Raw genomic sequence first — 24,692 nt, 5'->3', positions numbered from 1 at the left:
GCGCGGGTTTCTAGTCTTACTGGTGACGATTCAACGCTGAATTTCGCCCGCCAGTCTACCGCGCACAGTGGATGCGTTTAGTAGTAGTAGACCGGTGAAACGAATGGTGCGTGTCATGAATCGTGCTCCGTTAAATTCAATATGCTTTTAGTGGTACTGGATACGGTTGTTCATGTCAACCCCTGAGGATGAAAACGGGCCCGACAGATGGAATCAACCGGGTATTCACTTTAGCTAATTGTGCTGGTTTTAGCTTTTTTGACCCGATTAATTGTCTAATTTTGGACTTGAGAAAAGAGTTGCAGATACCAATAAATATAAATGTTTAAAAATGAGTGAAATGTTTTGAAGAGGATGCCTGGTGCTTAAAGGGTTTTGATATCATAAAGTTATAAATGCAGTGAATCTATTTCGAAACGCTGAAAAGCGAACAGAGATAACAGGTTGTTAACTAACTGTAGGGCGATAGTAATAACAGTTTAATAATACTTAAGCCATCATTAACCTGACGGCAATTGTATATTGGTTTGATTTATGGTTTCATTTAAATCCTAAAGTCAAACATATCAGTTTTGTTCATTAATTTTCGTTAATATACAGTCTTTATTTATTCCGAATTTTAAATAATTCTCTTTCGCTGATCGTATTTGCATGATAAATGATATTTTTCAGGATTATTACCGTACGTTGGCAAAGGGGTGTAGCGTGACAGTGGAGTCAGAAGTGCCAGAAAATAATATTAAACAACCTCAAGCTACTGATGGGATTAAACCACAGTTACGCACGGTGGATCTGAATCTTCTGACGGTGTTTGATGCTGTCATGCAGGAACAGAATATCACCCGCGCTGCCCAAACCTTGGGGATGTCACAACCTGCCGTGAGTAATGCCGTTGCCAGGCTTAAGCTTATGTTTAACGACGAATTATTTGTTCGCTACGGGAGGGGGATCCAGCCTACGGCGCGCGCATTCCAGCTGTTTGGCTCCATTCGTCAGGCGTTGCAACTGGTCCAAAATGAGCTGCCGGGATCGGGCTTTGAACCCTTAAGCAGCGAGCGCGTATTCCATCTTTGTGTCTGTAGCCCTTTAGACAATTATTTAACGTCGATTATCTATAATAAAGTTGAAGAGATCGCACCCAATATCAATCTTGTTTTTAAATCATCCCTGAATCAAAACACAGAACATCAGTTACGCTATCAGGAGATCGAATTCGTTCTGGGGTATGAAGAGTTCCGTCGTCCGGAATTTTCCTGCGTGCCGCTGTTTAAAGATGAAATGGTTTTGGTCGCCAGTAAAAAACACCCGCGCCTGAATTCTCCGCTGCGAGAAAACGATGTTTATAACGAGCAGCACGCCGTTGTTGCGCTCGACAGATATGCTTCCTTTAGCCTGCCGTGGTATGACACTGCGGATAAACAGGCGAGCGTGGCTTATCAGGGCATGGCCATGGTCAGCGTATTAAACGTGGTTTCCCAGACACAGCTGGTGGCAATTGCGCCGCGCTGGCTGGCAGAAGAGTTTTCTGACCCTTTAAATCTGCAAATTTTGCCTCTGCCGCTCAAGCTAAATAGCCGTACCTGTTATCTTTCCTGGCATGAAGCAGCGGGCCGGGATAAAGGACATCAGTGGATGGAAGAGTTGCTGGTTGGCATCTGTCGCCGGTAAACGCATCAGGATAAATCGCATCGGTTTATGTGATTTATCCTGAGTTTTTTTAGATAACTGCTATTTTCTTCTGTGATGATTTTTTTTTGGCTGCTCTACGGCACGCAAAAATAGATGATTTCCTGCATTGTCGCGCTTTTCAGCGATGATTTATCACCTCACTCTCTATTCCCAGATGAATTAACCATATCTTCTGTGAACGGCTGCTTTTTCTGCTTTACGCACCGTTTATCTCCCCGGGTTTGCTAATTGCCTGCCTCATAACGAGCGGTTAAGGTAAAGAACACTCTGCAAAATATAAGATTGGTTCATCCCAATCGTAAGACGGTGCGGAAATGAATTCGGCAGTCCGTCTTTAACAAAATGCCTGGAGGCAAAGCATGGAGATGTTGTCTGGCGCGGAAATGGTCGTTCGGTCGCTGATCGATCAGGGCGTAAAGCAAGTGTTCGGCTACCCTGGCGGTGCGGTCCTCGATATTTATGATGCGCTGCATACGGTTGGGGGCATTGACCATGTTCTGGTACGTCACGAGCAGGCGGCGGTACACATGGCTGACGGCCTGGCACGTGCGACGGGTGAAGTGGGCGTGGTATTAGTCACGTCCGGCCCCGGCGCGACAAACGCCATTACCGGCATTGCGACGGCCTATATGGACTCCATTCCGCTGGTGATCCTCTCCGGGCAGGTGGCAACCTCACTGATTGGCTACGATGCGTTTCAGGAGTGCGACATGGTCGGGATTTCGCGTCCCGTTGTGAAGCACAGCTTCCTGGTCAAGCAAACAGAAGACATTCCCGGCATACTGAAAAAAGCCTTCTGGCTGGCGGCGAGCGGACGTCCGGGACCGGTGGTGGTCGATCTGCCTAAAGATATTCTCAACCCAGCAAACAAGCTGCCTTATGTCTGGCCGGAATCGGTCAGCATGCGCTCTTATAACCCCACAACGCAGGGGCATAAAGGTCAGATCAAGCGAGCGTTGCAAACGCTTCTGGCAGCTAAAAAACCGGTGGTCTATGTCGGTGGCGGGGCGATCAACTCTGCCTGTGAAGCCCAGCTTCGTGAACTGATTGAAAAGCTTAACCTGCCCGTTGCGTCGTCGCTGATGGGGCTGGGGGCGTTTCCTGCCACCCATCGTCAGGCGCTGGGGATGCTGGGGATGCACGGTACCTATGAAGCCAACATGACAATGCATCATTCCGATGTGATCTTTGCCGTCGGCGTGCGCTTTGACGATCGCACCACTAACAATCTGGCGAAGTATTGTCCGAACGCCACCGTGCTGCACATTGATATCGATCCAACGTCAATTTCAAAAACGGTGTCGGCTGATGTGCCGATCGTCGGTGATGCCCGGCAGGTTCTGGAGCAAATGCTGGATCTGCTGACTCAGGAGAGTGCAACCCAGCCGCTGGATGAGATCCGCGACTGGTGGCAGCAGATTGAGCAGTGGCGCGCGCGTCAGTGCCTGAAATATGACACGCAAAGTGAAAATATTAAGCCGCAGGCGGTCATTGAAGCGGTGTGGCGACTGACGAAAGGTGAGGCGTACGTGACCTCAGACGTGGGGCAGCATCAGATGTTTGCCGCCCTGTATTACCCGTTTGATAAACCGCGACACTGGATCAACTCCGGTGGTTTGGGAACTATGGGCTTTGGTCTGCCTGCCGCGCTGGGCGTGAAGCTGGCGCTGCCGAATGAAACCGTCGTCTGCGTGACGGGGGACGGCAGTATTCAGATGAACATTCAGGAGCTGTCTACCGCGCTGCAATATGAACTGCCGGTACTGGTGCTGAACCTGAATAACGGGTATCTCGGTATGGTGAAGCAGTGGCAGGATATGATCTACTCTGGCCGCCACTCTCAGTCATACATGAAATCGCTGCCGGATTTTGTTCGTCTTGCTGAAGCTTACGGCCATGTAGGCATGCGGGTGACCGATCCGGCTGAGCTGGAGACGAAGCTCGCGCAAGCGCTTGAGCACGTTAAAAACAACCGCCTCGTCTTTATGGATGTGATTGTTGATGGGACCGAGCACGTTTATCCGATGCATATTCGTGGTGGTGGTATGGATGAAATGTGGTTAAGCAAAACGGAGAGAACCTGATATGCGCCGGATATTATCTGTTTTACTGGAAAACGAGTCTGGCGCACTGTCTCGCGTCATTGGCCTTTTTGCGCAGCGCGGCTATAACATTGAAAGCCTGACCGTTGCCCCAACGGAAGACCCGACGCTGTCGCGCATGACGATCCAAACCGTCGGCGATGCCAAAGTGCTTGAGCAAATTGAAAAACAGCTGCATAAGCTGGTCGACGTACTGCGCGTGAGCGAGCTGGGGCAGGGGGCCTACGTTGAACGTGAGGTCATGCTGGTGAAAATCCAGGCCAGTGGCTACGGGCGTGATGAAGTCAAACGCAATGCGGATATTTTCCGCGGACAAATTATCGACGTAACGCCTTCTCTTTATACGGTGCAGCTGGTCGGGACAAGCGACAAGCTGGATGCTTTCCTCGCGTCCGTGCGGGACGTTGCAAAAATTGTCGAGGTCGCGAGATCGGGTGTCGTAGGTCTGTCACGCGGCGAGAAAATCATGCGTTAGTTGTCAAAAAGGTTCGCCTCTTTCTGCCCGGTCACCAAAGCCGGGCTTTTTTTTGCGTAATCAGCCGACAACGCAGATAAAAGCGGTTGCCGCGAAGTCTTTTCTGCGTTTAGATGTTAAAAGATTTAACCATAACCTTGACAGGGCCATGGACTCTTTTCTTTTTTTAAGGGGCAATTGTGAAACTGGATGAAATCGCCCGGCTAGCCGGCGTGTCACGAACAACGGCCAGCTATGTGATTAACGGTAAAGCAAAGCAGTACCGTGTCAGCGACAAGACCGTTGAAAAAGTTATGGCGGTGGTTCGTGAGCATAACTACCATCCGAATGCTGTCGCAGCCGGTCTGCGTGCCGGGCGTACCCGCTCTATTGGTCTGGTGATCCCTGACCTGGAAAACACCAGCTATACCCGTATCGCCAACTATCTTGAACGTCAGGCGCGCCAGCGCGGCTATCAATTGCTGATTGCCTGCTCGGAAGACCAGCCCGACAACGAAATGCGTTGCATTGAGCATCTGCTCCAGCGCCAGGTGGATGCCATCATCGTGTCGACCTCCTTGCCGCCAGAGCATCCGTTCTACCAGCGCTGGGCGAACGATCCGTTCCCAATCGTTGCGCTGGACCGCGCGCTCGATCGCGAGCATTTCACCAGCGTCGTGGGTGCGGATCAGGATGATGCAGAAATGCTGGCCGCAGAGCTCAGAACGTTCCCCGCTGAAACAGTGCTGTATCTTGGCGCGTTGCCCGAGCTTTCCGTGAGCTTCCTGCGTGAGCAGGGATTCAGAACCGCCTGGAAAGACGATCCGCGCGAGGTTCACTACCTCTATGCCAACAGCTACGAACGTGAAGCCGCAGCGCAGCTGTTTGAGAAATGGCTGGAAACGCATCCGATGCCTCAGGCGCTGTTCACTACGTCATTTGCGCTGTTGCAGGGCGTCATGGATGTGACCTTACGTCGTGAAGGTAAACTGCCCTCCGACCTGGCGATTGCCACGTTCGGGGATAATGAGCTGCTCGACTTCCTGCAGTGCCCGGTGCTGGCGGTAGCACAGCGTCACCGCGATGTGGCTGAACGCGTGCTTGAGATTGTGCTGGCAAGCCTGGATGAGCCGCGCAAACCGAAGCCGGGTCTGACGCGTATCAAACGTAATCTCTACCATCGCGGAATTTTAAGCCGCCAAAAATGAAATGACCGGGGCGGAGAAATCTGCCCCATTTTGTTGTGATTATTCGTGCAGATAATTCCCGGAGAGAAATTAGGATAATTCTTGCGGGATCGTAATCGCCTATTTTTTTAATTCATTCTGGCTTTTAAATTGTCCTTTTAAAGAACATGCGGGCGATTTTAAACAGCTATCTTTGTATTATTTTGTTACAAACCCTCTTCGGTCGATGAATATTCAGACGTTTTTCCTCTTACTGCTCCAGCTTACGTGGCAACCTCCGCGCTTACCGGGCACCAGGATGAATCTGGCGCTGTTATCCCCTGAGAATCTGTCATAAAATGCTGCCCGCGTCGCAAACTGACACTTTATATTTATCTGCGATGATATTGAGTGAGCTTTAACGCTAGTGTGCATATTCGGTTTTTTTCTTACAAATATTCATAACGTTAATTTTGCCTCGCCAGTTGTGCAGTTATTAACCAGGACTGTTTATCTCTGTAAATAGAGGGCCTTCGGGTCCTTATAGGGAGAGTCCTGGCTTGACAAGCTTTTCCCTCGCTCCGTAAACTCCTTTAGGTGGGAATTTGTGGGTTAAAGTGGTGAGGAGGGGTGAGACTGGCATGTTCCGTGGAGCTACGTTAGTCAATCTCGACAGCAAAGGGCGTTTATCGGTACCAACCCGATACCGCGACCAGCTGATTGAGAACGCTGCGGGTCAAATGGTTTGCACCATTGACATTAACTCCCCCTGCTTGCTGCTTTACCCCTTGCCTGAATGGGAAATTATTGAGCAAAAGCTGTCGCGACTGTCGAGCATGAACCCGCAGGAACGCCGCGTGCAGCGGCTGTTATTGGGACATGCCAGTGAATGTCAGATGGATAACGCAGGGCGGTTACTGATTGCCCCTGTGTTGCGGCAACATGCCGGTCTGACCAAAGAAGTGATGCTGGTCGGGCAGTTCAACAAGTTTGAACTGTGGGATGAAACGACCTGGTATCAACAGGTCAAGGAAGATATCGACGCTGAGCAGTCTGATTCCGCGACATTATCGGAACGGCTGCAGGACTTGTCTCTATAAATATGATGGAAAATTATAAACACAAAACGGTGTTACTGGACGAGGCCGTAAACGGTCTGAATATTCGTCCGGATGGCATCTACATTGATGGCACGTTTGGTCGCGGTGGTCACTCGCGTTTGATTCTCTCCCAGCTTGGAGAGGAAGGACGTCTGCTGGCAATCGATCGCGATCCGCAGGCAATTGCCGTTGCACAAACCATCAATGACCCACGCTTTTCCATCGTGCATGGACCTTTCTCTGCGCTCGCGGATTATGTTGCCGAGCGTGGCCTGACGGGCAAGATCGACGGGATTCTTCTCGATCTTGGCGTCTCTTCACCCCAACTTGATGATGCTGAACGTGGTTTCTCCTTTATGCGTGATGGTCCGCTGGACATGCGTATGGACCCGACGCGCGGTCAGTCTGCCGCTGAGTGGTTACAGACCGCTGACGAAGCCGATATTGCATGGGTCATCAAAACGTTTGGCGAAGAGCGCTTTGGCAAACGTATTGCGCGCGCCATCGTTGAGCGCAATCGCATTGAGCCCATGACCCGCACCAAAGAGTTGGCCGAAGTGATCGCGGCGGCGACACCGGTGAAGGATAAGCACAAACATCCCGCGACCCGTACCTTCCAGGCGGTTCGCATCTGGGTAAACAGTGAACTGGAGGAAATAGAGCTGGCGCTAAAAAGCTCGCTCGACGTGCTAGCCCCGGGTGGGCGGTTATCCATCATCAGCTTCCATTCGCTGGAAGACCGTATTGTGAAACGCTTTATGCGTGAACAAAGCCGCGGTCCACAGGTGCCAGCGGGGCTGCCGATGACGGAAGAACAACTCAGGAAACTGGGTGGCCGTCAGTTGCGAGCATTAGGCAAGTTGATGCCGGGCGAAGAAGAAGTGGCAGAGAATCCACGCGCCCGTAGTTCAGTGCTGCGTGTTGCAGAGAGGACGAACGCATGATCGGCAGAGTGACAGAGACCCTAAGCAAAGTTAAGGATTCGTTAGGAAGCAACGAGCGCCATGCCTTGCCTGGCGTGATCGGCGACGATCTTTTGCGGTTTGGGAAACTGCCACTCTGTCTGTTCATTTGCATCATTGTCACGGCAGTTACGGTGGTGACCACCGCCCACCATACACGTTTATTGACTGCGCAACGCGAGCAGATGGTACTGGAACGCGATGCGCTGGATATTGAATGGCGAAATCTGATCCTTGAAGAAAACGCGCTCGGCGATCACAGCCGGGTTGAACGGATCGCAACGGAAAAGCTGCAGCTGCAGCATGTTGATCCTTCGCAGGAAAATATCGTAGTACAAAAATAAGGGAAAACGCGACGCATGAAAGCAGCGGCAAAAACGCTAAAACCAAAACGTCAGGAAGAACAGGCCAACTTTGTTAGTTGGCGTTTTGCGTTGCTTTGCGGCTGCATTTTACTGGCGCTGGGTTTCCTGCTGGGACGCGTGGCCTGGCTGCAAATCATCGCCCCTGACATGCTGGTACGCCAGGGCGATATGCGCTCTCTGCGCGTCCAGGAAGTGTCGACATCTCGCGGGATGATCACCGACCGCTCGGGTCGTCCGCTGGCGGTGAGCGTGCCGGTGAAGGCGATCTGGGCCGATCCTAAAGAACTGCATGACGCTGGCGGGATCACGCTTGATAACCGCTGGAAGGCGCTTGCGGATGCGCTGAAGATGCCGCTGGACCAGTTAGCTTCACGCGTAAATACGAACCCGCGAGGGCGGTTTATCTATCTGGCGCGTCAGGTTAACCCTGACATGGCGGACTACATCAAAAAATTGAAGCTGCCTGGGATCCATCTGCGTGAAGAATCCCGTCGTTACTATCCATCCGGCGAAGTGACTGCTCACCTCATTGGCTTTACTAACGTTGATAGCCAGGGGATTGAAGGCGTTGAAAAAAGCTTTGATAAATGGCTCACCGGCCAGCCCGGCGAGCGTATTGTGCGTAAGGACCGCTATGGTCGCGTGATCGAGGATATTTCCTCTACGGACAGCCAGGCCGCGCACAATCTGGCCCTGAGTATTGATGAGCGGCTACAGGCGCTGGTTTACCGCGAGCTGAACAATGCCGTGGCCTTCAACAAAGCGGAATCGGGCAGTGCCGTGTTAGTCGATGTCAACACGGGTGAAGTGCTGGCGATGGCCAATAGCCCGTCCTACAACCCTAACAATCTTACCGGTACGCAGAAGGATATTATGCGTAACCGTACCATCACCGACGTGTTCGAACCGGGTTCGACCGTTAAGCCGATGGTGGTCATGACTGCCCTTCAGCGCGGTATCGTCAATGAAAACACCGTCCTGAATACCATTCCATACCGAATTAACGGCCACGAGATCAAAGACGTGGCGCGCTACAGCGAATTGACCCTGACCGGGGTGTTACAGAAGTCGAGTAACGTCGGTGTTTCAAAGCTGGCGTTAGCGATGCCGTCCTCAGCGTTAGTAGAGACTTACTCACGTTTTGGGCTTGGAAAGGCGACCAATTTGGGGTTGGTCGGAGAACGCAGTGGCTTATATCCTCAAAAACAACGGTGGTCTGACATAGAGAGGGCCACCTTCTCTTTCGGCTACGGGCTAATGGTGACACCGTTACAGTTAGCGCGAGTCTACGCAACGATCGGCAGCTATGGCGTTTATCGTCCGCTGTCGATTACCAAAGTTGATCCACCGGTTCCCGGCGAGCGTATCTTCCCGGAATCAACCGTCCGTACGGTTGTTCATATGATGGAAAGCGTGGCGCTGCCCGGCGGCGGCGGCGTGAAGGCGGCAATCAAAGGTTATCGCATCGCCATCAAGACCGGCACGGCGAAAAAAGTAGGGCCGGACGGCCGCTATATCAACAAATACATTGCCTATACCGCAGGCGTTGCGCCTGCAAGCAATCCGCGTTTTGCGCTGGTGGTCGTGATAAACGATCCGCAGGCGGGTAAATACTACGGCGGCGCCGTCTCCGCGCCTGTGTTCGGGGCTATCATGGGCGGCGTGTTACGCACCATGAACATTGAACCGGATGCGCTGGCGACGGGCGAAAAAAGTGAATTTGTAATTAATCAAGGCGAGGGTACAGGTGGCAGATCGTAATTTGCGCGACCTTCTCGCTCCGTGGGTGCCAAATGCACCGGAGCGAGCACTGCGAGAGATGGTACTGGACAGCCGCGTGGCTGCTTCTGGCGATCTTTTTGTGGCGGTGGTCGGTCATCAGGCGGACGGGCGTCGTTATATCCCGCAGGCGATTGCGCAAGGTGTGGCTGCCATTATTGCTGAGGCCAAAGATGAGGCAACCGACGGTGAGATCCGTGAAATGCACGGGGTGCCGGTCATCTATCTCAGCCAGTTAAACGAGCGTCTTTCCGCGCTGGCAGGACGTTTTTATCACGAACCTTCCGACCAGCTGCGCCTGGTCGGCGTCACGGGTACGAACGGTAAAACCACTACCACTCAGCTGATGGCGCAGTGGGCCCAGCTGCTGGGTGAAACCGGTGCGGTGATGGGTACCGTGGGTAACGGCCTGCTGGGCAAAGTGAGCCCGACGGAAAACACCACCGGCTCGGCCGTAGACGTACAGCATGTGCTTGCCGGTCTGGCAGGGCAGGGGGCAACCTTTGCTGCGATGGAAGTCTCTTCGCACGGTCTGGTTCAGCACCGCGTCGCGGCGCTGAAATTTGCCGCTTCCGTGTTTACCAACCTGAGCCGCGATCATCTTGATTATCACGGTGATATGGAGCATTACGAAGCCGCGAAATGGCTGCTGTTCTCTACTCACCATTACGGACAAGCCATCATCAACGCCGACGACGAAGTGGGCCGCCGCTGGCTGGCGAAGCTGCCGGATGCGGTTGCGGTGTCGATGGAAGACCATATCAATCCGAACTGCCACGGCCGCTGGCTGAAGGCGGTTGAGGTGAATTATCACGACAGCGGGGCGACAATCCGCTTTGCCTCTTCCTGGGGTGAAGGCGAAATTGAAAGCCGCCTGATGGGCGCGTTTAACGTCAGCAACCTGCTGCTGGCGCTGGCAACGCTGCTGGCGCTGGGTTATCCGATGGCTGAACTGCTGAAAACCTCAGCGCGTCTGCAGCCGGTTTGCGGCCGTATGGAAGTGTTCAGCGCGCCGGGGAAACCGACCGTTGTGGTTGATTATGCCCACACGCCGGATGCGCTGGAAAAAGCGCTGGAAGCGGCGCGCCTGCATTGCGCCGGTAAGCTCTGGTGCGTGTTTGGCTGCGGCGGCGATCGCGATAAAGGCAAACGCCCGCTGATGGGGGCTATTGCCGAGCAGTTCGCAGATATTCCGGTTGTGACCGATGACAACCCGCGTACTGAAGAGCCGCGCGCCATCATTAATGACATTCTGGCGGGCATGCTGGACGCGGGCCGCGCTCGCGTGGTGGAAGGGCGTGCGGAAGCCGTGACCAACACCATCATGCAGGCGCAGGAGAATGATGTTGTCCTGCTGGCGGGCAAAGGCCATGAAGATTATCAGATCGTTGGCAATCGCCGTCTGGACTACTCGGACCGCGTAACGGCAGCTCGTCTGCTGGGAGTCGTGGCATGATTAGCATCACGTTAAGCCAGGCTGCTGCCATTCTTAAGGGCGACCTGCACGGGCTGGACCTGACCATTGATGCCGTAACGACGGACACCCGCAAAATCACCGCAGGCTGTCTGTTTGTGGCGCTGAAAGGCGAGCGTTTTGACGCGCATGATTTTGCGGAACAGGCCAAAGAGAACGGCGCCGGTGCGCTGCTCGTCAGCCGCAAGCTCGATATCGATCTGCCACAAATTGTGGTGAAAGATACGCGTCTCGCGTTCGGTGAGCTGGCCGCCTGGGTTCGCCAGCAGGTCCCTACGCGCGTTGTCGCCTTGACCGGTTCATCAGGCAAGACGTCGGTGAAAGAGATGACGGCGGCGATCCTCAGCCAGTGCGGGAATACGCTTTATACCGCGGGCAACCTCAATAATGACATCGGCGTGCCGATGACATTACTCCGCCTGACCAAAGAACATGAATTTGCGGTAATCGAGTTAGGGGCAAACCACCAGGGCGAAATCGCCTGGACCGTGAGCCTGACTCGCCCGGAAGCCGCGCTGGTGAATAACCTCGCGGCTGCGCATCTGGAAGGCTTTGGCTCGCTGGAAGGCGTAGCGAAAGCCAAAGGTGAGATTTACACCGGCCTGCCGGATGACGGTATCGCCATTCTGAACGCCGACAACAACGACTGGCTGAACTGGCAAAGCATTATTGGTTCGCGTAAAACCTGGCGCTTCTCGCCGAATGCGGCCAACAGTGATTTTACCGCGACCAATATCCATGTGACGTCGCACGGTACGGAGTTCACCCTCACCACCCCAACGGGTGGCGTAGATGTGCTGCTGCCGCTGCCGGGTCGCCATAATATCGCCAATGCGCTTGCGGCGGCGGCGTTGTCGACGGCAGTGGGCGCGTCGCATGAAGCGATTAAAACCGGGCTGGCGAACCTGAAAGCCGTGCCGGGGCGTCTGTTCCCGATTCAGCTTTCGGAAAACAAGCTGCTTCTTGATGACTCCTACAACGCGAACGTGGGCTCGATGACGGCGGCGGTGCAGGTGTTATCTGAAATGCCGGGCTACCGCATCATGGTGGTGGGCGATATGGCAGAGCTGGGCGACGAAAGCGAAGCCTGCCATACCCAGGTCGGTGAAGCGGCGAAAGCGGCAGGGCTGGACTGCGTGCTGAGCGCAGGAAAACTGAGCCAGGCGATTAGCCATGCCAGCGGCGTTGGCGAGCATTTTGCTGATAAAACCGCGTTGATAGCGCGCCTTAAGGCGTTGATTACAGAAAAACAAATTGTGACTGTGTTAGTGAAAGGTTCACGTAGTGCCGCCATGGAAGAGGTTGTGCACGCATTACAGGAGAACGGGACATGTTAGTTTGGCTGGCCGAACATTTGGTCAAATATTATTCAGGCTTTAACGTCTTTTCGTATCTGACGTTTCGCGCCATCGTCAGCCTGCTGACTGCGCTGTTCATCTCGTTGTGGATGGGCCCGCGCATGATTGCCCGTCTGCAAAAACTCTCTTTCGGCCAGGTTGTGCGTAACGACGGTCCGGAATCGCACTTCAGCAAGCGCGGCACGCCAACCATGGGCGGGATCATGATCCTGACCGCCATCGTCGTTTCCGTGTTGCTGTGGGCCTATCCTTCCAACCCGTACGTCTGGTGCGTTCTGACGGTACTGGTGGGTTATGGGATCATCGGTTTTGTGGATGATTACCGCAAAGTCGTCCGCAAAGATACCAAAGGCCTGATCGCGCGCTGGAAGTATTTCTGGATGTCGGTGATCGCGCTGGGCGTGGCCTTCGCGCTGTATCTGGCAGGCAAAGACACGCCAGCTACCGAGCTGGTCGTGCCGTTCTTTAAAGACGTGATGCCGCAGCTGGGGCTGTTCTACATCCTGCTGGCCTACTTTGTGATTGTCGGTACCGGTAACGCCGTTAACCTGACCGACGGTCTGGATGGCCTGGCCATTATGCCAACCGTCTTTGTGGCCGCCGGTTTTGCGTTGGTGGCGTGGGCGACCGGTAACATGAACTTTGCGAACTACCTGCACATCCCTTATTTGCGCCACGCGGGTGAGCTGGTGATCGTCTGTACGGCGATTGTCGGCGCGGGGCTGGGCTTCCTGTGGTTCAACACCTATCCGGCGCAGGTCTTTATGGGGGACGTCGGTTCTCTGGCCTTGGGCGGTGCGCTCGGCATTATCGCCGTACTGCTGCGTCAGGAGTTCCTGCTGGTGATCATGGGCGGCGTGTTTGTGGTTGAAACCCTGTCGGTGATTTTGCAGGTCGGTTCCTTCAAGCTGCGCGGTCAGCGCATCTTCCGTATGGCGCCGATTCACCACCACTATGAACTGAAAGGCTGGCCGGAGCCGCGCGTGATTGTGCGCTTCTGGATTATTTCGCTGATGCTGGTGCTGATTGGCCTGGCAACGCTGAAGGTACGTTAATCATGGCAGATTACCAGGGCAAAAAAGTCGTTATCATCGGGTTGGGCCTCACGGGGCTCTCCTGCGTGGACTTTTTCCTCGCACGCGGCGTGACGCCACGCGTGATGGATACGCGTGTCTCTCCGCCGGGTCTGGACAAACTGCCGGAACAGGTTGAACGCCACCTTGGTGGTCTGAATGATGACTGGCTGCTGGCAGCCGATCTGATTGTCGCAAGCCCAGGTATGGCGCTGGCGCATCCTTCGCTGAGCGCTGCTGCGGATGCGGGCGTTGAGATTGTCGGCGATATCGAGCTGTTCTGCCGCGAAGCGCAGGCACCTATTATCGCCATTACCGGTTCTAACGGTAAAAGCACCGTCACCACCCTGGTGGGTGAAATGGCGAAAGCGGCGGGCATGAACGTCGGCGTTGGCGGTAACATTGGTTTACCCGCTCTGATGCTGCTGGATAAAGGCTGCGAGCTGTATGTTCTCGAGCTTTCCAGCTTCCAGCTGGAAACCACCTCCAGCCTGCACGCTGCGGCTGCGACGATCCTCAACGTGACTGAAGATCATATGGACAGGTATCCATTTGGTCTGCAGCAGTACCGTGCCGCCAAGCTGCGCGTTTATGAAAATGCCAAAGTCTGCGTTGTAAACGCCGATGACGCGCTGACCATGCCCGTACGCGGTGCAGACGATCGCTGTATCAGCTTCGGTATCACGATGGGGGATTACCACCTGAACCGTCAGCTGGGCGAAACCTGGCTGCGCGTGAAGGGTGAGAAAGTGCTGAACGTGAAAGAGATGAAGCTCACTGGTCAGCACAACTATACCAATGCCCTGGCGGCGCTGGCGCTGGCGGATGCAGTAGGGCTGCCGCGCTCCTCCAGCCTGAAAGCGTTAACCACGTTTTCTGGTCTGGCGCACCGTTTCCAGCTGGCGCTGGAGCACAACGGCGTGCGCTGGATTAACGACTCCAAAGCTACCAACGTCGGAAGCACGGAGGCCGCGCTGAACGGTCTGCACGTTGACGGCACCCTGCATTTACTGCTGGGCGGCGACGGTAAATCAGCTGATTTTTCCTCCCTGAAGCCGTATCTCGCCGGAGATAACGTCCGCCTGTACTGCTTCGGCCGTGACGGCAGCGAGCTGGCTGAACTGCGCCCTGAGGTTGCCGAGCAAACCGAAACCATGGAACAGGCGATGCGGCTGATTGCCCCTCGCGTGAAGCCAGGCGATATGGTGCTGCTCTCTCCGGCCTGTGCCAGCCTCGATCAATTCAAGAATTTCGAACAGCGTGGTGATGTCTTTACCCGCCTGGCGAAGGAGTTAGGCTAATGCGTTTATCTCTCCCTCGCCTGAAAATGCCGCGCCTGCCAGGATTTGGGATCCTGGCATGGGTATTTGCGGCGCTCAAAGGCTGGGTGATGGGCTCTCGTCAAAAAGATAACGACAGCCTGGTCATGTACGATCGCACGCTGTTCTGGCTCACTATGGGGCTGGCGGCGGTCGGCTTCATTATGGTGACGTCAGCCTCAATGCCCGTCGGGCAGCGTCTGGCGAACGATCCTTTCCTGTTTGCCAAGCGTGATGGTCTTTACATCATCCTGGCGTTCTGCCTGGCGCTGGTGACCCTGCGTCTGCCGATGGAGTTCTGGCAGCGCCACAGTACGGCGATGCTGATCGCCTCGATTATTATGCTGCTGATCGTACTGGTGGTGGGGAGCTCTGTTAACGGGGCTTCACGCTGGATCGCCTTTGGCCCGCTGCGCATTCAGCCTGCGGAATTTACCAAGCTCTCCCTGTTCTGCTACCTGGCTAACTACCTGGTGCGTAAGGTTGATGAAGTGCGTAACAACCTGCGCGGCTTCTTAAAACCGATGGGCGTGATTCTGGTGCTGGCGGTATTACTGCTGGCGCAGCCTGACCTCGGTACCGTTGTCGTGCTGTTCGTTACCACCCTGGCCATGTTGTTCCTGGCGGGCGCGAAGCTGTGGCAGTTCATCGCTATCATCGGGATGGGGATTTCGGCGGTTGTGCTGCTGATCCTCGCCGAGCCTTACCGTATTCGCCGTGTGACCTCGTTCTGGAACCCGTGGGAAGATCCGTTCGGCAGCGGCTATCAGCTGACGCAGTCGCTGATGGCCTTTGGTCGCGGTGAAGTCTGGGGGCAAGGGCTGGGTAACTCGGTACAGAAACTGGAGTATTTACCGGAAGCGCATACTGACTTCATCTTCTCCATTATTGCGGAAGAACTGGGTTATATCGGTGTGGTACTAGCGCTTTTAATGGTATTCTTCGTCGCTTTCCGCGCCATGTCCATCGGCCGGAAAGCGCTTGAGATCGATCACCGCTTCTCAGGATTCTTAGCCTGTTCAATTGGTATCTGGTTTAGCTTCCAGGCATTGGTTAACGTCGGGGCCGCAGCGGGTATGCTGCCGACCAAAGGTCTGACGTTGCCGTTGATCAGTTATGGTGGTTCGAGTCTGTTGATTATGTCGACGGCCATCATGTTTTTGTTGCGTATAGATTATGAGACGCGTCTGGAAAAAGCCCAGGCGTTTACACGAGGTTCACGATGAATCAACCGAAGCGGTTAATGGTGATGGCAGGCGGTACCGGCGGACACGTGTTCCCGGGGCTGGCGGTTGCGCACCATTTAATGGATCAGGGCTGGCAGGTACGCTGGCTGGGAACCGCAGACCGCATGGAAGCCGACCTGGTGCCGAAGCACGGTATTGAGATCGACTTTATTCGTATTTCCGGCCTTCGGGGCAAAGGCCTCAAGGCAATGCTGCTGGCTCCGGTGCGTATTTTTAACGCCTGGCGTCAGGCGCGCACCATCATGAAGCGCTTTAAGCCAGATGTGGTGCTGGGCATGGGCGGCTATGTCTCTGGTCCTGGCGGGCTGGCGGCGTGGTCGTTAGGCATTCCCGTTGTGCTACATGAACAAAACGGTATTGCCGGTCTGACCAACAAGTGGCTGGCGAAAATCGCTACCAAAGTTATGCAGGCGTTTCCCGGTGCGTTCCCGAAAGCGGACGTGGTGGGTAACCCGGTGCGTGTGGACGTGCTGGCGCTCCCGCTGCCGGACGCTCGCCTGACGGGCCGTGAAGGGCCTGTTCGTGTACTGGTCGTCGGCGGCTCTCAGGGCGCACGCATTTTAAACCAGACGATGCCGCAGGTTGCCGCAAAGCTGGGGGATACCGTGACCATCTGGCACCAGAGCGGAAAAGGCGCTCAGCAGACCGTTGAGCAAGCTTACGCAGACGAAGGCCAGCCGCAGCATAAAGTCACAGAATTTATCGACGACATGGCGGCAGCGTATGCCTGGGCCGATGTCGTGGTCTGTCGTTCAGGCGCGCTGACGGTGAGCGAGATCGCCGCCGCCGGTCTGCCGGCCCTGTTTGTGCCGTTCCAGCACAAAGACAGACAGCAATACTGGAATGCGCTGCCGCTTGAGAAAGCCGGTGCCGCGAAGATTTTTGAACAGCCACAATTTACCGCCGACGCGGTCGCCACCACCCTGGCGGGCTGGAACAGAGACGCACTGCTGGAGATGGCGCAACGCGCACGCGCGGCCGCTATCCCTGATGCGACGGAACGGGTGGCAAAAGAAGTGAGCCTGGCAGCCCAGGCTTAACCCTCGCAGCGCGTTTTGCGCTGCACGAATTTTAAGTAGTCGATGGCGTTTAGAGAATGAATACACAACAACTGGCAAAACTGCGTTCAATCGTGCCCGAGATGCGTCGCGTCCGGCACATTCACTTTGTTGGCATCGGTGGTGCTGGCATGGGCGGTATTGCCGAAGTGTTAGCTAACGAAGGTTATCAGATCAGCGGGTCTGACCTGGCGCCAAACCCTGTTACGCAGCAGCTGGCGTCGCTTGGGGCGACTATCTATTTCAACCATCGTCCAGAAAATGTGCGCGATGCGAGCGTGGTGGTGGTCTCCAGCGCCATCTCCTCTGACAACCCGGAAATCGTTGCCGCACATGAAGCGCGCATTCCGGTGATCCGCCGTGCAGAAATGCTGGCGGAACTGATGCGTTTCCGTCACGGCATCGCCATTGCCGGGACCCACGGTAAAACCACGACCACGGCGATGGTCTCCAGTATTTATGCGGAAGCGGGTCTCGACCCGACGTTCGTCAACGGCGGTCTGGTCAAAGCCGCGGGCGTACACGCGCGTCTGGGCCACAGTCGTTATCTGATTGCCGAAGCGGATGAGAGCGACGCGTCGTTCCTGCACCTGCAGCCGATGGTGGCGATTGTCACTAACATCGAAGCTGACCATATGGATACCTACCAGGGCGACTTCGAGAACTTAAAGCAGACCTTCATCAACTTCCTGCACAACCTGCCATTCTATGGACGTGCGGTGATGTGCGTAGACGATCCGGTGATCCGCGAGCTGCTGCCGCGCGTGGGTCGTCAAATCACCACTTACGGCTTCAGCGAAGACGCTGACGTCCGCGTGGAAGAGTACAAACAGATCGGTGCGCAGGGGCACTTCACGCTGGCGCGTCAGGACAAAGAGCTGCTGCACGTCACGCTGAATGCGCCAGGTCGCCATAACGCCCTCAATGCCGCAGCGGCTGTGGCCGTCGCGACGGAAGAAGGCATTGATGATGATGCCATTCTGCGCGCGCTGGAAAGTTTCCAGGGCACCGGCCGTCGCTTCGACTTCCTCGGTGAATTCCCGCTGGACGCCGTGAACGGTAAAGCCGGCACTGCGATGCTGGTGGACGACTACGGCCACCATCCGACCGAAGTCGATGCCACCATTAAAGCCGCGCGTGCAGGCTGGCCGGACAAAAATCTGGTGATGGTCTTCCAGCCGCACCGCTTCACGCGTACGCGCGATCTGTACGACGATTTCGCCAGCGTCCTGTCACAGGTAGACACCCTGTTAATGCTGGACGTGTACGCCGCAGGCGAGACGCCGATTCCGGGGGCTGACAGCCGTTCCCTGTGTCGTACCATCCGTGGACGCGGTAAAGTTGACCCTATTCTGGTTTCTGACCCAGCACAGGTGGCGGAAATTCTGGCACCGGTCCTGACAGGTAATGATTTGATTCTGATTCAGGGCGCGGGAAATATCGGCAAAATCGCCCGTACCTTAGCTGAAATCAAACTGAAGCCGCAAACCCAGGAGGATGAGCATCATGGCTGATAAGATTGCTGTCCTGTCTGGCGGCACCTCCGCCGAGCGCGAGGTTTCCCTGAATTCCGGCGCGGCTGTGCTGGCGGGCCTGCGTGAAGCTGGCGTCAATGCGCACCTGGTCGACCCAAAAGAGGTCGACGTGACGCAATTAAAAGCCATGGGTTTCGATAAAGTCTTTATCGCTTTGCATGGTCGCGGCGGCGAAGACGGCACCCTGCAGGGGCTTCTGGATTTGATCGGCATGCCGTACACCGGCAGCGGCGTGATGGCCTCCGCTATCTCTATGGACAAACTGCGCAGCAAGCTTCTGTGGCAGGGCGCGGGGTTACCCGTTGCGCCATGGGTAGCACTGACGCGTCGCGAATTTGAATTGGGCCTGCCGGATAGCGTTAATACACGCATTGCTGAGCTGGGCTTACCGGTTATTGTAAAGCCCAGCCGGGAAGGTTCGAGCGTGGGAATGTCCAAAGTCGAGAAAGCTGAAGATCTTTCGTCCGCTTTAGCACTGGCATTTCAACATGATGAAGAAGTTCTGGTTGAAAAATGGCTCAGCGGGCCGGAATTTACCGTCGCGATGCTTGGCGAAGAAATTTTACCGTCAATTCGTATCCAACCGGCCGGAACCTTCTATGATTATGAGGCGAAGTATCTCTCTGATGAGACGCAATATTTCTGCCCTTGTGGTCTTGAAGCTGAGTGTGAAGCCGATTTACAGTCCCTGGTGCTTAAAGCCTGGCATATTCTGGGTTGTCAGGGCTGGGGACGCATCGACGTGATGCAGGACAGTGACGGACAATTTTATCTGCTGGAAGCGAATACCTCTCCGGGAATGACCAGCCACAGCCTTGTGCCGATGGCCGCGCGTCAGGCGGGGATGAGCTTCTCGCAGTTAGTCGTACGCATTCTGGACCAGGCGGGCTGATATGTCTCAGGCTGCATTGAACACGCGCAACCGCGATGACGAGGACGAATACGCCTCCTCACGCCGCAGTAATGGAACGCGTCTTGCAGGCATCATTTTCCTGCTCGGGGTGCTGTGCACCGTGTTTATCAGCGGCTGGATGGTCCTGGGCTGGATGGAAGATGCGCAGCGGTTGCCGCTTTCTAAGCTGGTGGTCACCGGTGAGCGTCACTACACGCGTAACGACGATATTCGCCAGTCAATTCTGGCGCTGGGCTCGCCTGGCACTTTTATGACGCAGGACGTCAACATTATCCAGAGCCAGATAGAACGTCTGCCATGGATAAAACAGGCGAGCGTAAGAAAGCAATGGCCTGATGAATTGAAGATTCATCTGGTTGAATATGTGCCCATTGCGCGTTGGAATGATCAGCACATGGTTGACGCAGACGGAAACTCCTTCAGCGTCCCGGCCGATCGTGTCAACAAGCAAAATTTACCGATGTTGTATGGCCCGGAAGGTAGCGAAAACGAGGTGTTACAAGGTTTTCGCGAAATGGGGCAGGTGCTGGCGAAGGACAGGTTTACGTTAAAAGATGCTGCCATGACGGCGCGCCGTTCCTGGCAGCTGACGTTAACGAACGGCATTAAGCTCAACCTGGGACGCGGCGACACAATGAAGCGTCTGGCGCGTTTTGTCGAACTTTACCCGGTTTTACAGCAGCAGGCACAGACTGACGGCAAACGGATAAGCTACGTTGATTTGCGCTATGACTCAGGCGCAGCAGTCGGTTGGGTACCGGCTCCGGTCGAGGAACCTAATCAGCAACAGAATCAGGCACAGGTACAGGCAGAACAACAATGATCAAGGCGACGGACAGAAAACTGGTAGTTGGACTGGAGATTGGCACCGCGAAGGTTGCCGCTTTAGTAGGGGAAGTTCTGCCCGACGGTATGGTCAATATCATTGGCGTAGGCAGTTGCCCGTCCCGTGGTATGGATAAAGGTGGGGTAAACGATCTTGAATCGGTGGTGAAATGCGTTCAGCGCGCCATCGATCAGGCTGAACTGATGGCAGATTGCCAGATTTCTTCTGTCTATCTGGCCCTTTCTGGTAAGCACATTAGCTGCCAGAACGAAATCGGTATGGTGCCGATTTCCGAAGAAGAAGTGACACAGGAAGACGTTGAAAACGTCGTGCACACGGCGAAATCCGTGCGTGTCCGCGACGAACATCGCGTGCTGCATGTCATTCCACAGGAATATGCAATTGACTACCAGGAAGGGATCAAGAACCCGGTCGGTCTTTCTGGCGTACGTATGCAGGCAAAAGTGCACCTGATCACATGTCACAACGATATGGCGAAGAACATTGTAAAAGCCGTTGAACGTTGTGGCCTGAAAGTTGACCAACTTATTTTCGCGGGTCTGGCGGCAAGTTATTCCGTGCTGACCGAAGATGAACGTGAACTGGGTGTCTGTGTGGTCGATATTGGTGGTGGTACAATGGATATCGCCGTGTATACCGGCGGTGCGTTGCGCCACACGAAAGTGATCCCTTATGCCGGGAACGTTGTGACCAGCGATATTGCTTACGCTTTTGGTACGCCGCCGAGCGATGCAGAAGCGATTAAAGTGCGCCACGGCTGCGCGCTGGGGTCTATCGTTGGCAAAGATGAGAGCGTTGAAGTGCCGAGCGTCGGTGGTCGTCCACCGCGTAGCCTGCAGCGCCAGACGTTGGCAGAGGTGATAGAGCCGCGCTATACCGAGCTGCTCAACCTGGTCAACGAAGAGATTTTACAGTTACAGGAACAGCTTCGTCAGCAGGGCGTTAAACATCATCTTGCGGCGGGGATTGTATTAACCGGCGGTGCAGCGCAAATTGAAGGTCTTGCGGCCTGTGCTCAGCGCGTATTCCATACGCAGGTGCGTATTGGTGCGCCGCTGAATATCACCGGTTTAACGGATTATGCTCAGGAGCCGTATTATTCAACGGCTGTGGGCCTGCTCCACTACGGGAAGGAATCTCATCTCAGTGGTGAAGCAGAAGTGGAAAAACGCGTCTCAGTGGGGTCGTGGGTCAAACGACTGAACAACTGGTTGCGAAAAGAGTTTTAATTTTTTTAAGAGACCGGAGAGAATTAGCGGTCTCGGGCGACAGGCACAACGGAGAGAGAAATTATGTTTGAACCTATGGAACTGACCAACGACGCGGTGATTAAAGTCATCGGCGTCGGTGGCGGCGGCGGTAACGCCGTAGAGCATATGGTGCGTGAACGCATTGAAGGTGTTGAATTCTTCGCAGTTAACACCGATGCGCAGGCACTGCGTAAGACGGCTGTAGGCCAGACTATCCAGATCGGCGGTGGTATCACCAAAGGGCTGGGAGCAGGGGCTAACCCGGAAGTCGGTCGCAATGCGGCTGAAGAAGATCGTGAAGCGCTGCGCGCTGCACTGGAAGGTGCGGACATGGTCTTCATCGCAGCAGGCATGGGTGGCGGTACCGGTACCGGCGCAGCACCTGTTGTGGCTGAAGTGGCAAAAGATTTAGGTATCCTGACCGTTGCTGTCGTGACCAAGCCTTTCAATTTTGAAGGCAAGAAGCGTATGGCCTTCGCGGAGCAGGGTATCACCGAGCTGTCCAAGCATGTGGACTCGCTGATCACCATCCCGAACGACAAGCTGTTGAAAGTTCTGGGTCGCGGTATTTCCCTGCTGGACGCATTCGGTGCAGCAAACGACGTGCTGAAAGGCGCGGTTCAGGGTATCGCTGAACTGATTACCCGTCCTGGCCTGATGAACGTTGACTTTGCAGACGTTCGCACCGTGATGTCCGAAATGGGCTACGCGATGATGGGCTCTGGCGTGGCGAGCGGTGAAGACCGTGCTGAAGAAGCGGCTGAAATGGCTATCTCTTCTCCACTGCTGGAAGATATCGATCTGTCTGGTGCGCGCGGCGTGCTGGTCAACATTACCGCTGGCTTTGACCTGCGTCTGGATGAGTTCGAAACCGTGGGTAACACTATCCGTGCGTTCGCCTCTGACAACGCGACCGTGGTAATCGGTACTTCCCTTGACCCTGAAATGAACGACGAGCTGCGTGTTACCGTTGTTGCGACCGGTATCGGTATGGACAAGCGTCCTGAGATCACCTTAGTGACCAACAAGCAGACTCAGCAACCGGTAATGGATCGTTACCAGCAGCACGGTATGTCTCCTCTGACTCAGGAGCAGAAACCGGCCGCGAAAGTGGTGAACGACCCAACGCCGCAAACGGCGAAAGAGCCAGATTATCTGGATATCCCGGCGTTCCTGCGTAAGCAAGCTGACTAAGAATTGGCTGGAATTAGGGGATTTGCGCTCTTTGTGCTAAACTGGCCCACCGTTAGTGATATACACTCTCGGTTGGATAGTTAATTTGGCGAGATTATACGATGATCAAACAAAGGACACTTAAACGTATCGTTCAGGCGACTGGTGTCGGTTTACATACCGGCAAGAAAGTCACGCTGACGTTACGCCCTGCGCCGGCCAATACCGGGGTCATCTATCGTCGCACCGACTTGAATCCACCGGTAGATTTTCCGGCCGATGCCAAATCTGTGCGTGATACTATGCTCTGTACTTGTCTGGTGAACGAGCATGACGTGCGGATTTCTACCGTAGAGCACCTGAACGCCGCCCTGGCGGGTCTGGGTATCGACAACATTATTGTTGAAGTCGATGCGCCAGAAATCCCGATTATGGATGGCAGTGCTGCACCGTTCGTCTATCTGTTGCTGGATGCCGGCATCGAAGAACTGAACTGCGCGAAGAAATTTGTACGCATCAAAGAGACCGTTCGCGTCGAAGATGGCGACAAGTGGGCTGAATTCAAACCGTACAATGGTTTCTCGTTGGACTTTACCATCGACTTTAACCATCCGGCGATTGACTCCAGCACCCAGCGCTATGCGATGAACTTCTCTGCCGATGCGTTTATGCGCCAGATCAGCCGAGCCCGTACATTTGGCTTCATGCGTGATATCGAATATCTGCAGTCCCGCGGCCTGTGCCTGGGCGGCAGCTTCGATTGTGCCATCGTTGTTGACGATTATCGCGTACTGAACGAAGACGGCCTGCGTTTCGAAGATGAATTCGTTCGTCACAAAATGCTGGATGCTATCGGCGACCTGTTCATGTGTGGTCACAACATCATTGGTGCATTTACCGCGTTCAAATCCGGTCATGCGCTGAACAACAAACTGTTGCAGGCCGTCCTGGCAAAACAGGAAGCCTGGGAATATGTGACCTTCGAAGACGAAGCTGAACTGCCGCTGGCTTTCAAAGCACCAAGCATGGTTCTGGCGTAACGGTTCAAACCGTTTCGTAAAAAAATCGACTGGTTAACCTGGTACTCTCTCCGACCAGGAAGACCAGTCGTTTTTATTTTTACCCTTCTTCGTTTACCCCTGCGGTATCTCTCGTTTGTCTTACTCAGAAAATTATGTGCGTTAGCTGCATTCTTGACCGTTTTTCTCCGCGGCGGCACCTCATTCCTGCTGATGTATATTGGCTTTAGTGGTACTATCTGGGCGCTAAAATGAATAACTGAACTCAGCCTCTGCAAGGCTGGCTTATTGGGTGGAGCAGGTGAGCGGAATACTGACGCGCTGGCGACAATTTGGCAGACGTTACTTCTGGCCGCATCTCTTATTAGGGATGGTCGCGGCGAGTTTCGGCTTGCCTGCGCTCAGCAACAGTGCCGAAGCGGCGACGCCCGCAAAAACCTCCACCACTAAACACGATCTCAACACGCGGGTTAACTTCACTAACCTCGCGTGGCTTGAAGCCAGTCGCCGCCCAAACTTCACCGTCGATTACTGGCACCAGCACGCTATCCGCACCGTTATCCGCCATCTGTCCTTTGCGATGGCACCGCAGGCCATGCCTATTGCGGAAGAGGCGCTGCCGGTGCAGGCTCAGCATCTTGCCCTGCTGGACACGCTCAACGCGCTGCTCACGCAGGACAGCCAGCCGCCGGTCATGGTTCTTCAGACAACGCAGCGTGCGTTTGTTTCACCAGCTTCATTCTCTGTTTCAACCTGGATTAGCCAGGCTCACGGCATTCGCGCCGGGCCGCAACGCCTCAGCTAAATTA

The 24,692-nt window shown here is 54.7% G+C and carries 22 protein-coding genes; 21 read left to right on the top strand and 1 reads right to left on the bottom strand.

Annotation, left to right across the window (positions count from 1 at the left end; all coding sequences use genetic code 11):
- Positions 1-30 precede the first annotated feature (30 nt).
- Positions 31-117, bottom strand: a complete 87-nt coding sequence (gene leuL, locus SPH27_RS23110) for a leu operon leader peptide (RefSeq protein WP_071786497.1) — start codon at positions 115-117, stop codon at positions 31-33.
- A gap of 588 nt (positions 118-705) precedes the next feature.
- Between leuL and leuO the strand changes: the two genes are divergently transcribed.
- From leuO to secM, 21 genes are all read left to right on the top strand, one after another.
- Complete coding sequence (leuO, locus tag SPH27_RS11015) at positions 706-1,668, top strand: transcriptional regulator LeuO (protein ID WP_045888154.1); 963 nt, start codon at positions 706-708, stop codon at positions 1,666-1,668.
- A gap of 380 nt (positions 1,669-2,048) precedes the next feature.
- On the top strand, positions 2,049-3,773 hold the full coding sequence (ilvI, locus tag SPH27_RS11010) for an acetolactate synthase 3 large subunit (RefSeq protein WP_029741224.1): 1,725 nt from the start codon (positions 2,049-2,051) through the stop codon (positions 3,771-3,773).
- Position 3,774: 1 nt separating this feature from the next.
- Positions 3,775-4,266, top strand: coding sequence for an acetolactate synthase small subunit (gene ilvN, locus SPH27_RS11005; protein WP_023310389.1), 492 nt, complete (start codon positions 3,775-3,777; stop codon positions 4,264-4,266).
- 179 nt (positions 4,267-4,445) lie between these two features.
- Positions 4,446-5,453 carry a catabolite repressor/activator gene (gene cra, locus SPH27_RS11000; RefSeq protein ID WP_008501993.1) on the top strand — a complete coding sequence of 336 codons (1,008 nt, stop codon included), beginning with the start codon at positions 4,446-4,448 and terminating at the stop codon, positions 5,451-5,453.
- A gap of 599 nt (positions 5,454-6,052) precedes the next feature.
- Positions 6,053-6,511 carry a division/cell wall cluster transcriptional repressor MraZ gene (mraZ, locus tag SPH27_RS10995; RefSeq protein WP_021240528.1) on the top strand — a complete coding sequence of 153 codons (459 nt, stop codon included), beginning with the start codon at positions 6,053-6,055 and terminating at the stop codon, positions 6,509-6,511.
- A gap of 2 nt (positions 6,512-6,513) precedes the next feature.
- On the top strand, positions 6,514-7,455 hold the full coding sequence (gene rsmH / locus SPH27_RS10990) for a 16S rRNA (cytosine(1402)-N(4))-methyltransferase RsmH (protein WP_021240527.1): 942 nt from the start codon (positions 6,514-6,516) through the stop codon (positions 7,453-7,455).
- Positions 7,452-7,817 carry a cell division protein FtsL gene (gene ftsL, locus SPH27_RS10985; protein WP_008501989.1) on the top strand — a complete coding sequence of 122 codons (366 nt, stop codon included), beginning with the start codon at positions 7,452-7,454 and terminating at the stop codon, positions 7,815-7,817. Before rsmH ends, ftsL begins: the two co-directional genes overlap by 4 nt.
- A gap of 15 nt (positions 7,818-7,832) precedes the next feature.
- Positions 7,833-9,599, top strand: a complete 1,767-nt coding sequence (locus SPH27_RS10980; RefSeq protein ID WP_033144627.1) for a peptidoglycan glycosyltransferase FtsI — start codon at positions 7,833-7,835, stop codon at positions 9,597-9,599.
- Entirely contained in the window at positions 9,586-11,073 is a 1,488-nt protein-coding gene (gene murE, locus SPH27_RS10975) for a UDP-N-acetylmuramoyl-L-alanyl-D-glutamate--2,6-diaminopimelate ligase (protein ID WP_048979011.1), read from the top strand. The genes SPH27_RS10980 and murE overlap by 14 nt, the downstream gene beginning before the upstream one ends.
- On the top strand, positions 11,070-12,428 hold the full coding sequence (murF, locus tag SPH27_RS10970) for a UDP-N-acetylmuramoyl-tripeptide--D-alanyl-D-alanine ligase (RefSeq protein WP_182071475.1): 1,359 nt from the start codon (positions 11,070-11,072) through the stop codon (positions 12,426-12,428). Before murE ends, murF begins: the two co-directional genes overlap by 4 nt.
- Complete coding sequence (gene mraY, locus SPH27_RS10965; protein ID WP_008501985.1) at positions 12,422-13,504, top strand: phospho-N-acetylmuramoyl-pentapeptide-transferase; 1,083 nt, start codon at positions 12,422-12,424, stop codon at positions 13,502-13,504. Before murF ends, mraY begins: the two co-directional genes overlap by 7 nt.
- Positions 13,505-13,506: 2 nt before the next feature.
- The gene (gene murD / locus SPH27_RS10960; RefSeq protein ID WP_039260814.1) at positions 13,507-14,823 is read left to right on the top strand and encodes a UDP-N-acetylmuramoyl-L-alanine--D-glutamate ligase; all 1,317 of its coding nucleotides are present in this window, start codon (positions 13,507-13,509) and stop codon (positions 14,821-14,823) included.
- Positions 14,823-16,067 carry a cell division protein FtsW gene (gene ftsW, locus SPH27_RS10955; protein WP_023310395.1) on the top strand — a complete coding sequence of 415 codons (1,245 nt, stop codon included), beginning with the start codon at positions 14,823-14,825 and terminating at the stop codon, positions 16,065-16,067. Before murD ends, ftsW begins: the two co-directional genes overlap by 1 nt.
- Positions 16,064-17,128 (top strand): undecaprenyldiphospho-muramoylpentapeptide beta-N-acetylglucosaminyltransferase, encoded by a 1,065-nt coding sequence (gene murG / locus SPH27_RS10950; protein WP_039260813.1) that lies wholly within the window; start codon positions 16,064-16,066, stop codon positions 17,126-17,128. Before ftsW ends, murG begins: the two co-directional genes overlap by 4 nt.
- 56 nt (positions 17,129-17,184) lie before the next feature.
- Positions 17,185-18,660 carry a UDP-N-acetylmuramate--L-alanine ligase gene (gene murC / locus SPH27_RS10945; protein ID WP_033144631.1) on the top strand — a complete coding sequence of 492 codons (1,476 nt, stop codon included), beginning with the start codon at positions 17,185-17,187 and terminating at the stop codon, positions 18,658-18,660.
- Complete coding sequence (locus tag SPH27_RS10940) at positions 18,653-19,573, top strand: D-alanine--D-alanine ligase (RefSeq protein ID WP_182071474.1); 921 nt, start codon at positions 18,653-18,655, stop codon at positions 19,571-19,573. The genes murC and SPH27_RS10940 overlap by 8 nt, the downstream gene beginning before the upstream one ends.
- 1 nt (position 19,574) lies before the next feature.
- The gene (ftsQ, locus tag SPH27_RS10935) at positions 19,575-20,417 is read left to right on the top strand and encodes a cell division protein FtsQ (RefSeq protein ID WP_023310399.1); all 843 of its coding nucleotides are present in this window, start codon (positions 19,575-19,577) and stop codon (positions 20,415-20,417) included.
- Positions 20,414-21,670, top strand: coding sequence for a cell division protein FtsA (ftsA, locus tag SPH27_RS10930; RefSeq protein WP_023334508.1), 1,257 nt, complete (start codon positions 20,414-20,416; stop codon positions 21,668-21,670). Before ftsQ ends, ftsA begins: the two co-directional genes overlap by 4 nt.
- Positions 21,671-21,733: 63 nt before the next feature.
- Complete coding sequence (gene ftsZ / locus SPH27_RS10925; protein ID WP_008501978.1) at positions 21,734-22,885, top strand: cell division protein FtsZ; 1,152 nt, start codon at positions 21,734-21,736, stop codon at positions 22,883-22,885.
- Positions 22,886-22,986: 101 nt separating this feature from the next.
- Positions 22,987-23,904 carry a UDP-3-O-acyl-N-acetylglucosamine deacetylase gene (gene lpxC / locus SPH27_RS10920; protein WP_008501977.1) on the top strand — a complete coding sequence of 306 codons (918 nt, stop codon included), beginning with the start codon at positions 22,987-22,989 and terminating at the stop codon, positions 23,902-23,904.
- A 280-nt stretch (positions 23,905-24,184) separates the two neighbouring features.
- Positions 24,185-24,688 (top strand): secA translation cis-regulator SecM, encoded by a 504-nt coding sequence (gene secM / locus SPH27_RS10915; protein ID WP_048975096.1) that lies wholly within the window; start codon positions 24,185-24,187, stop codon positions 24,686-24,688.
- Positions 24,689-24,692 lie beyond the last annotated feature (4 nt).

Origin of the sequence: Enterobacter sp. A103 (genome assembly GCF_034427535.1) — a bacterium.
GTDB lineage: Bacteria > Pseudomonadota > Gammaproteobacteria > Enterobacterales > Enterobacteriaceae > Enterobacter > Enterobacter asburiae_B.
Note: the sequence above shows the minus strand (reverse complement) of the source record. Positions and strands in the feature narration are given on the sequence as shown.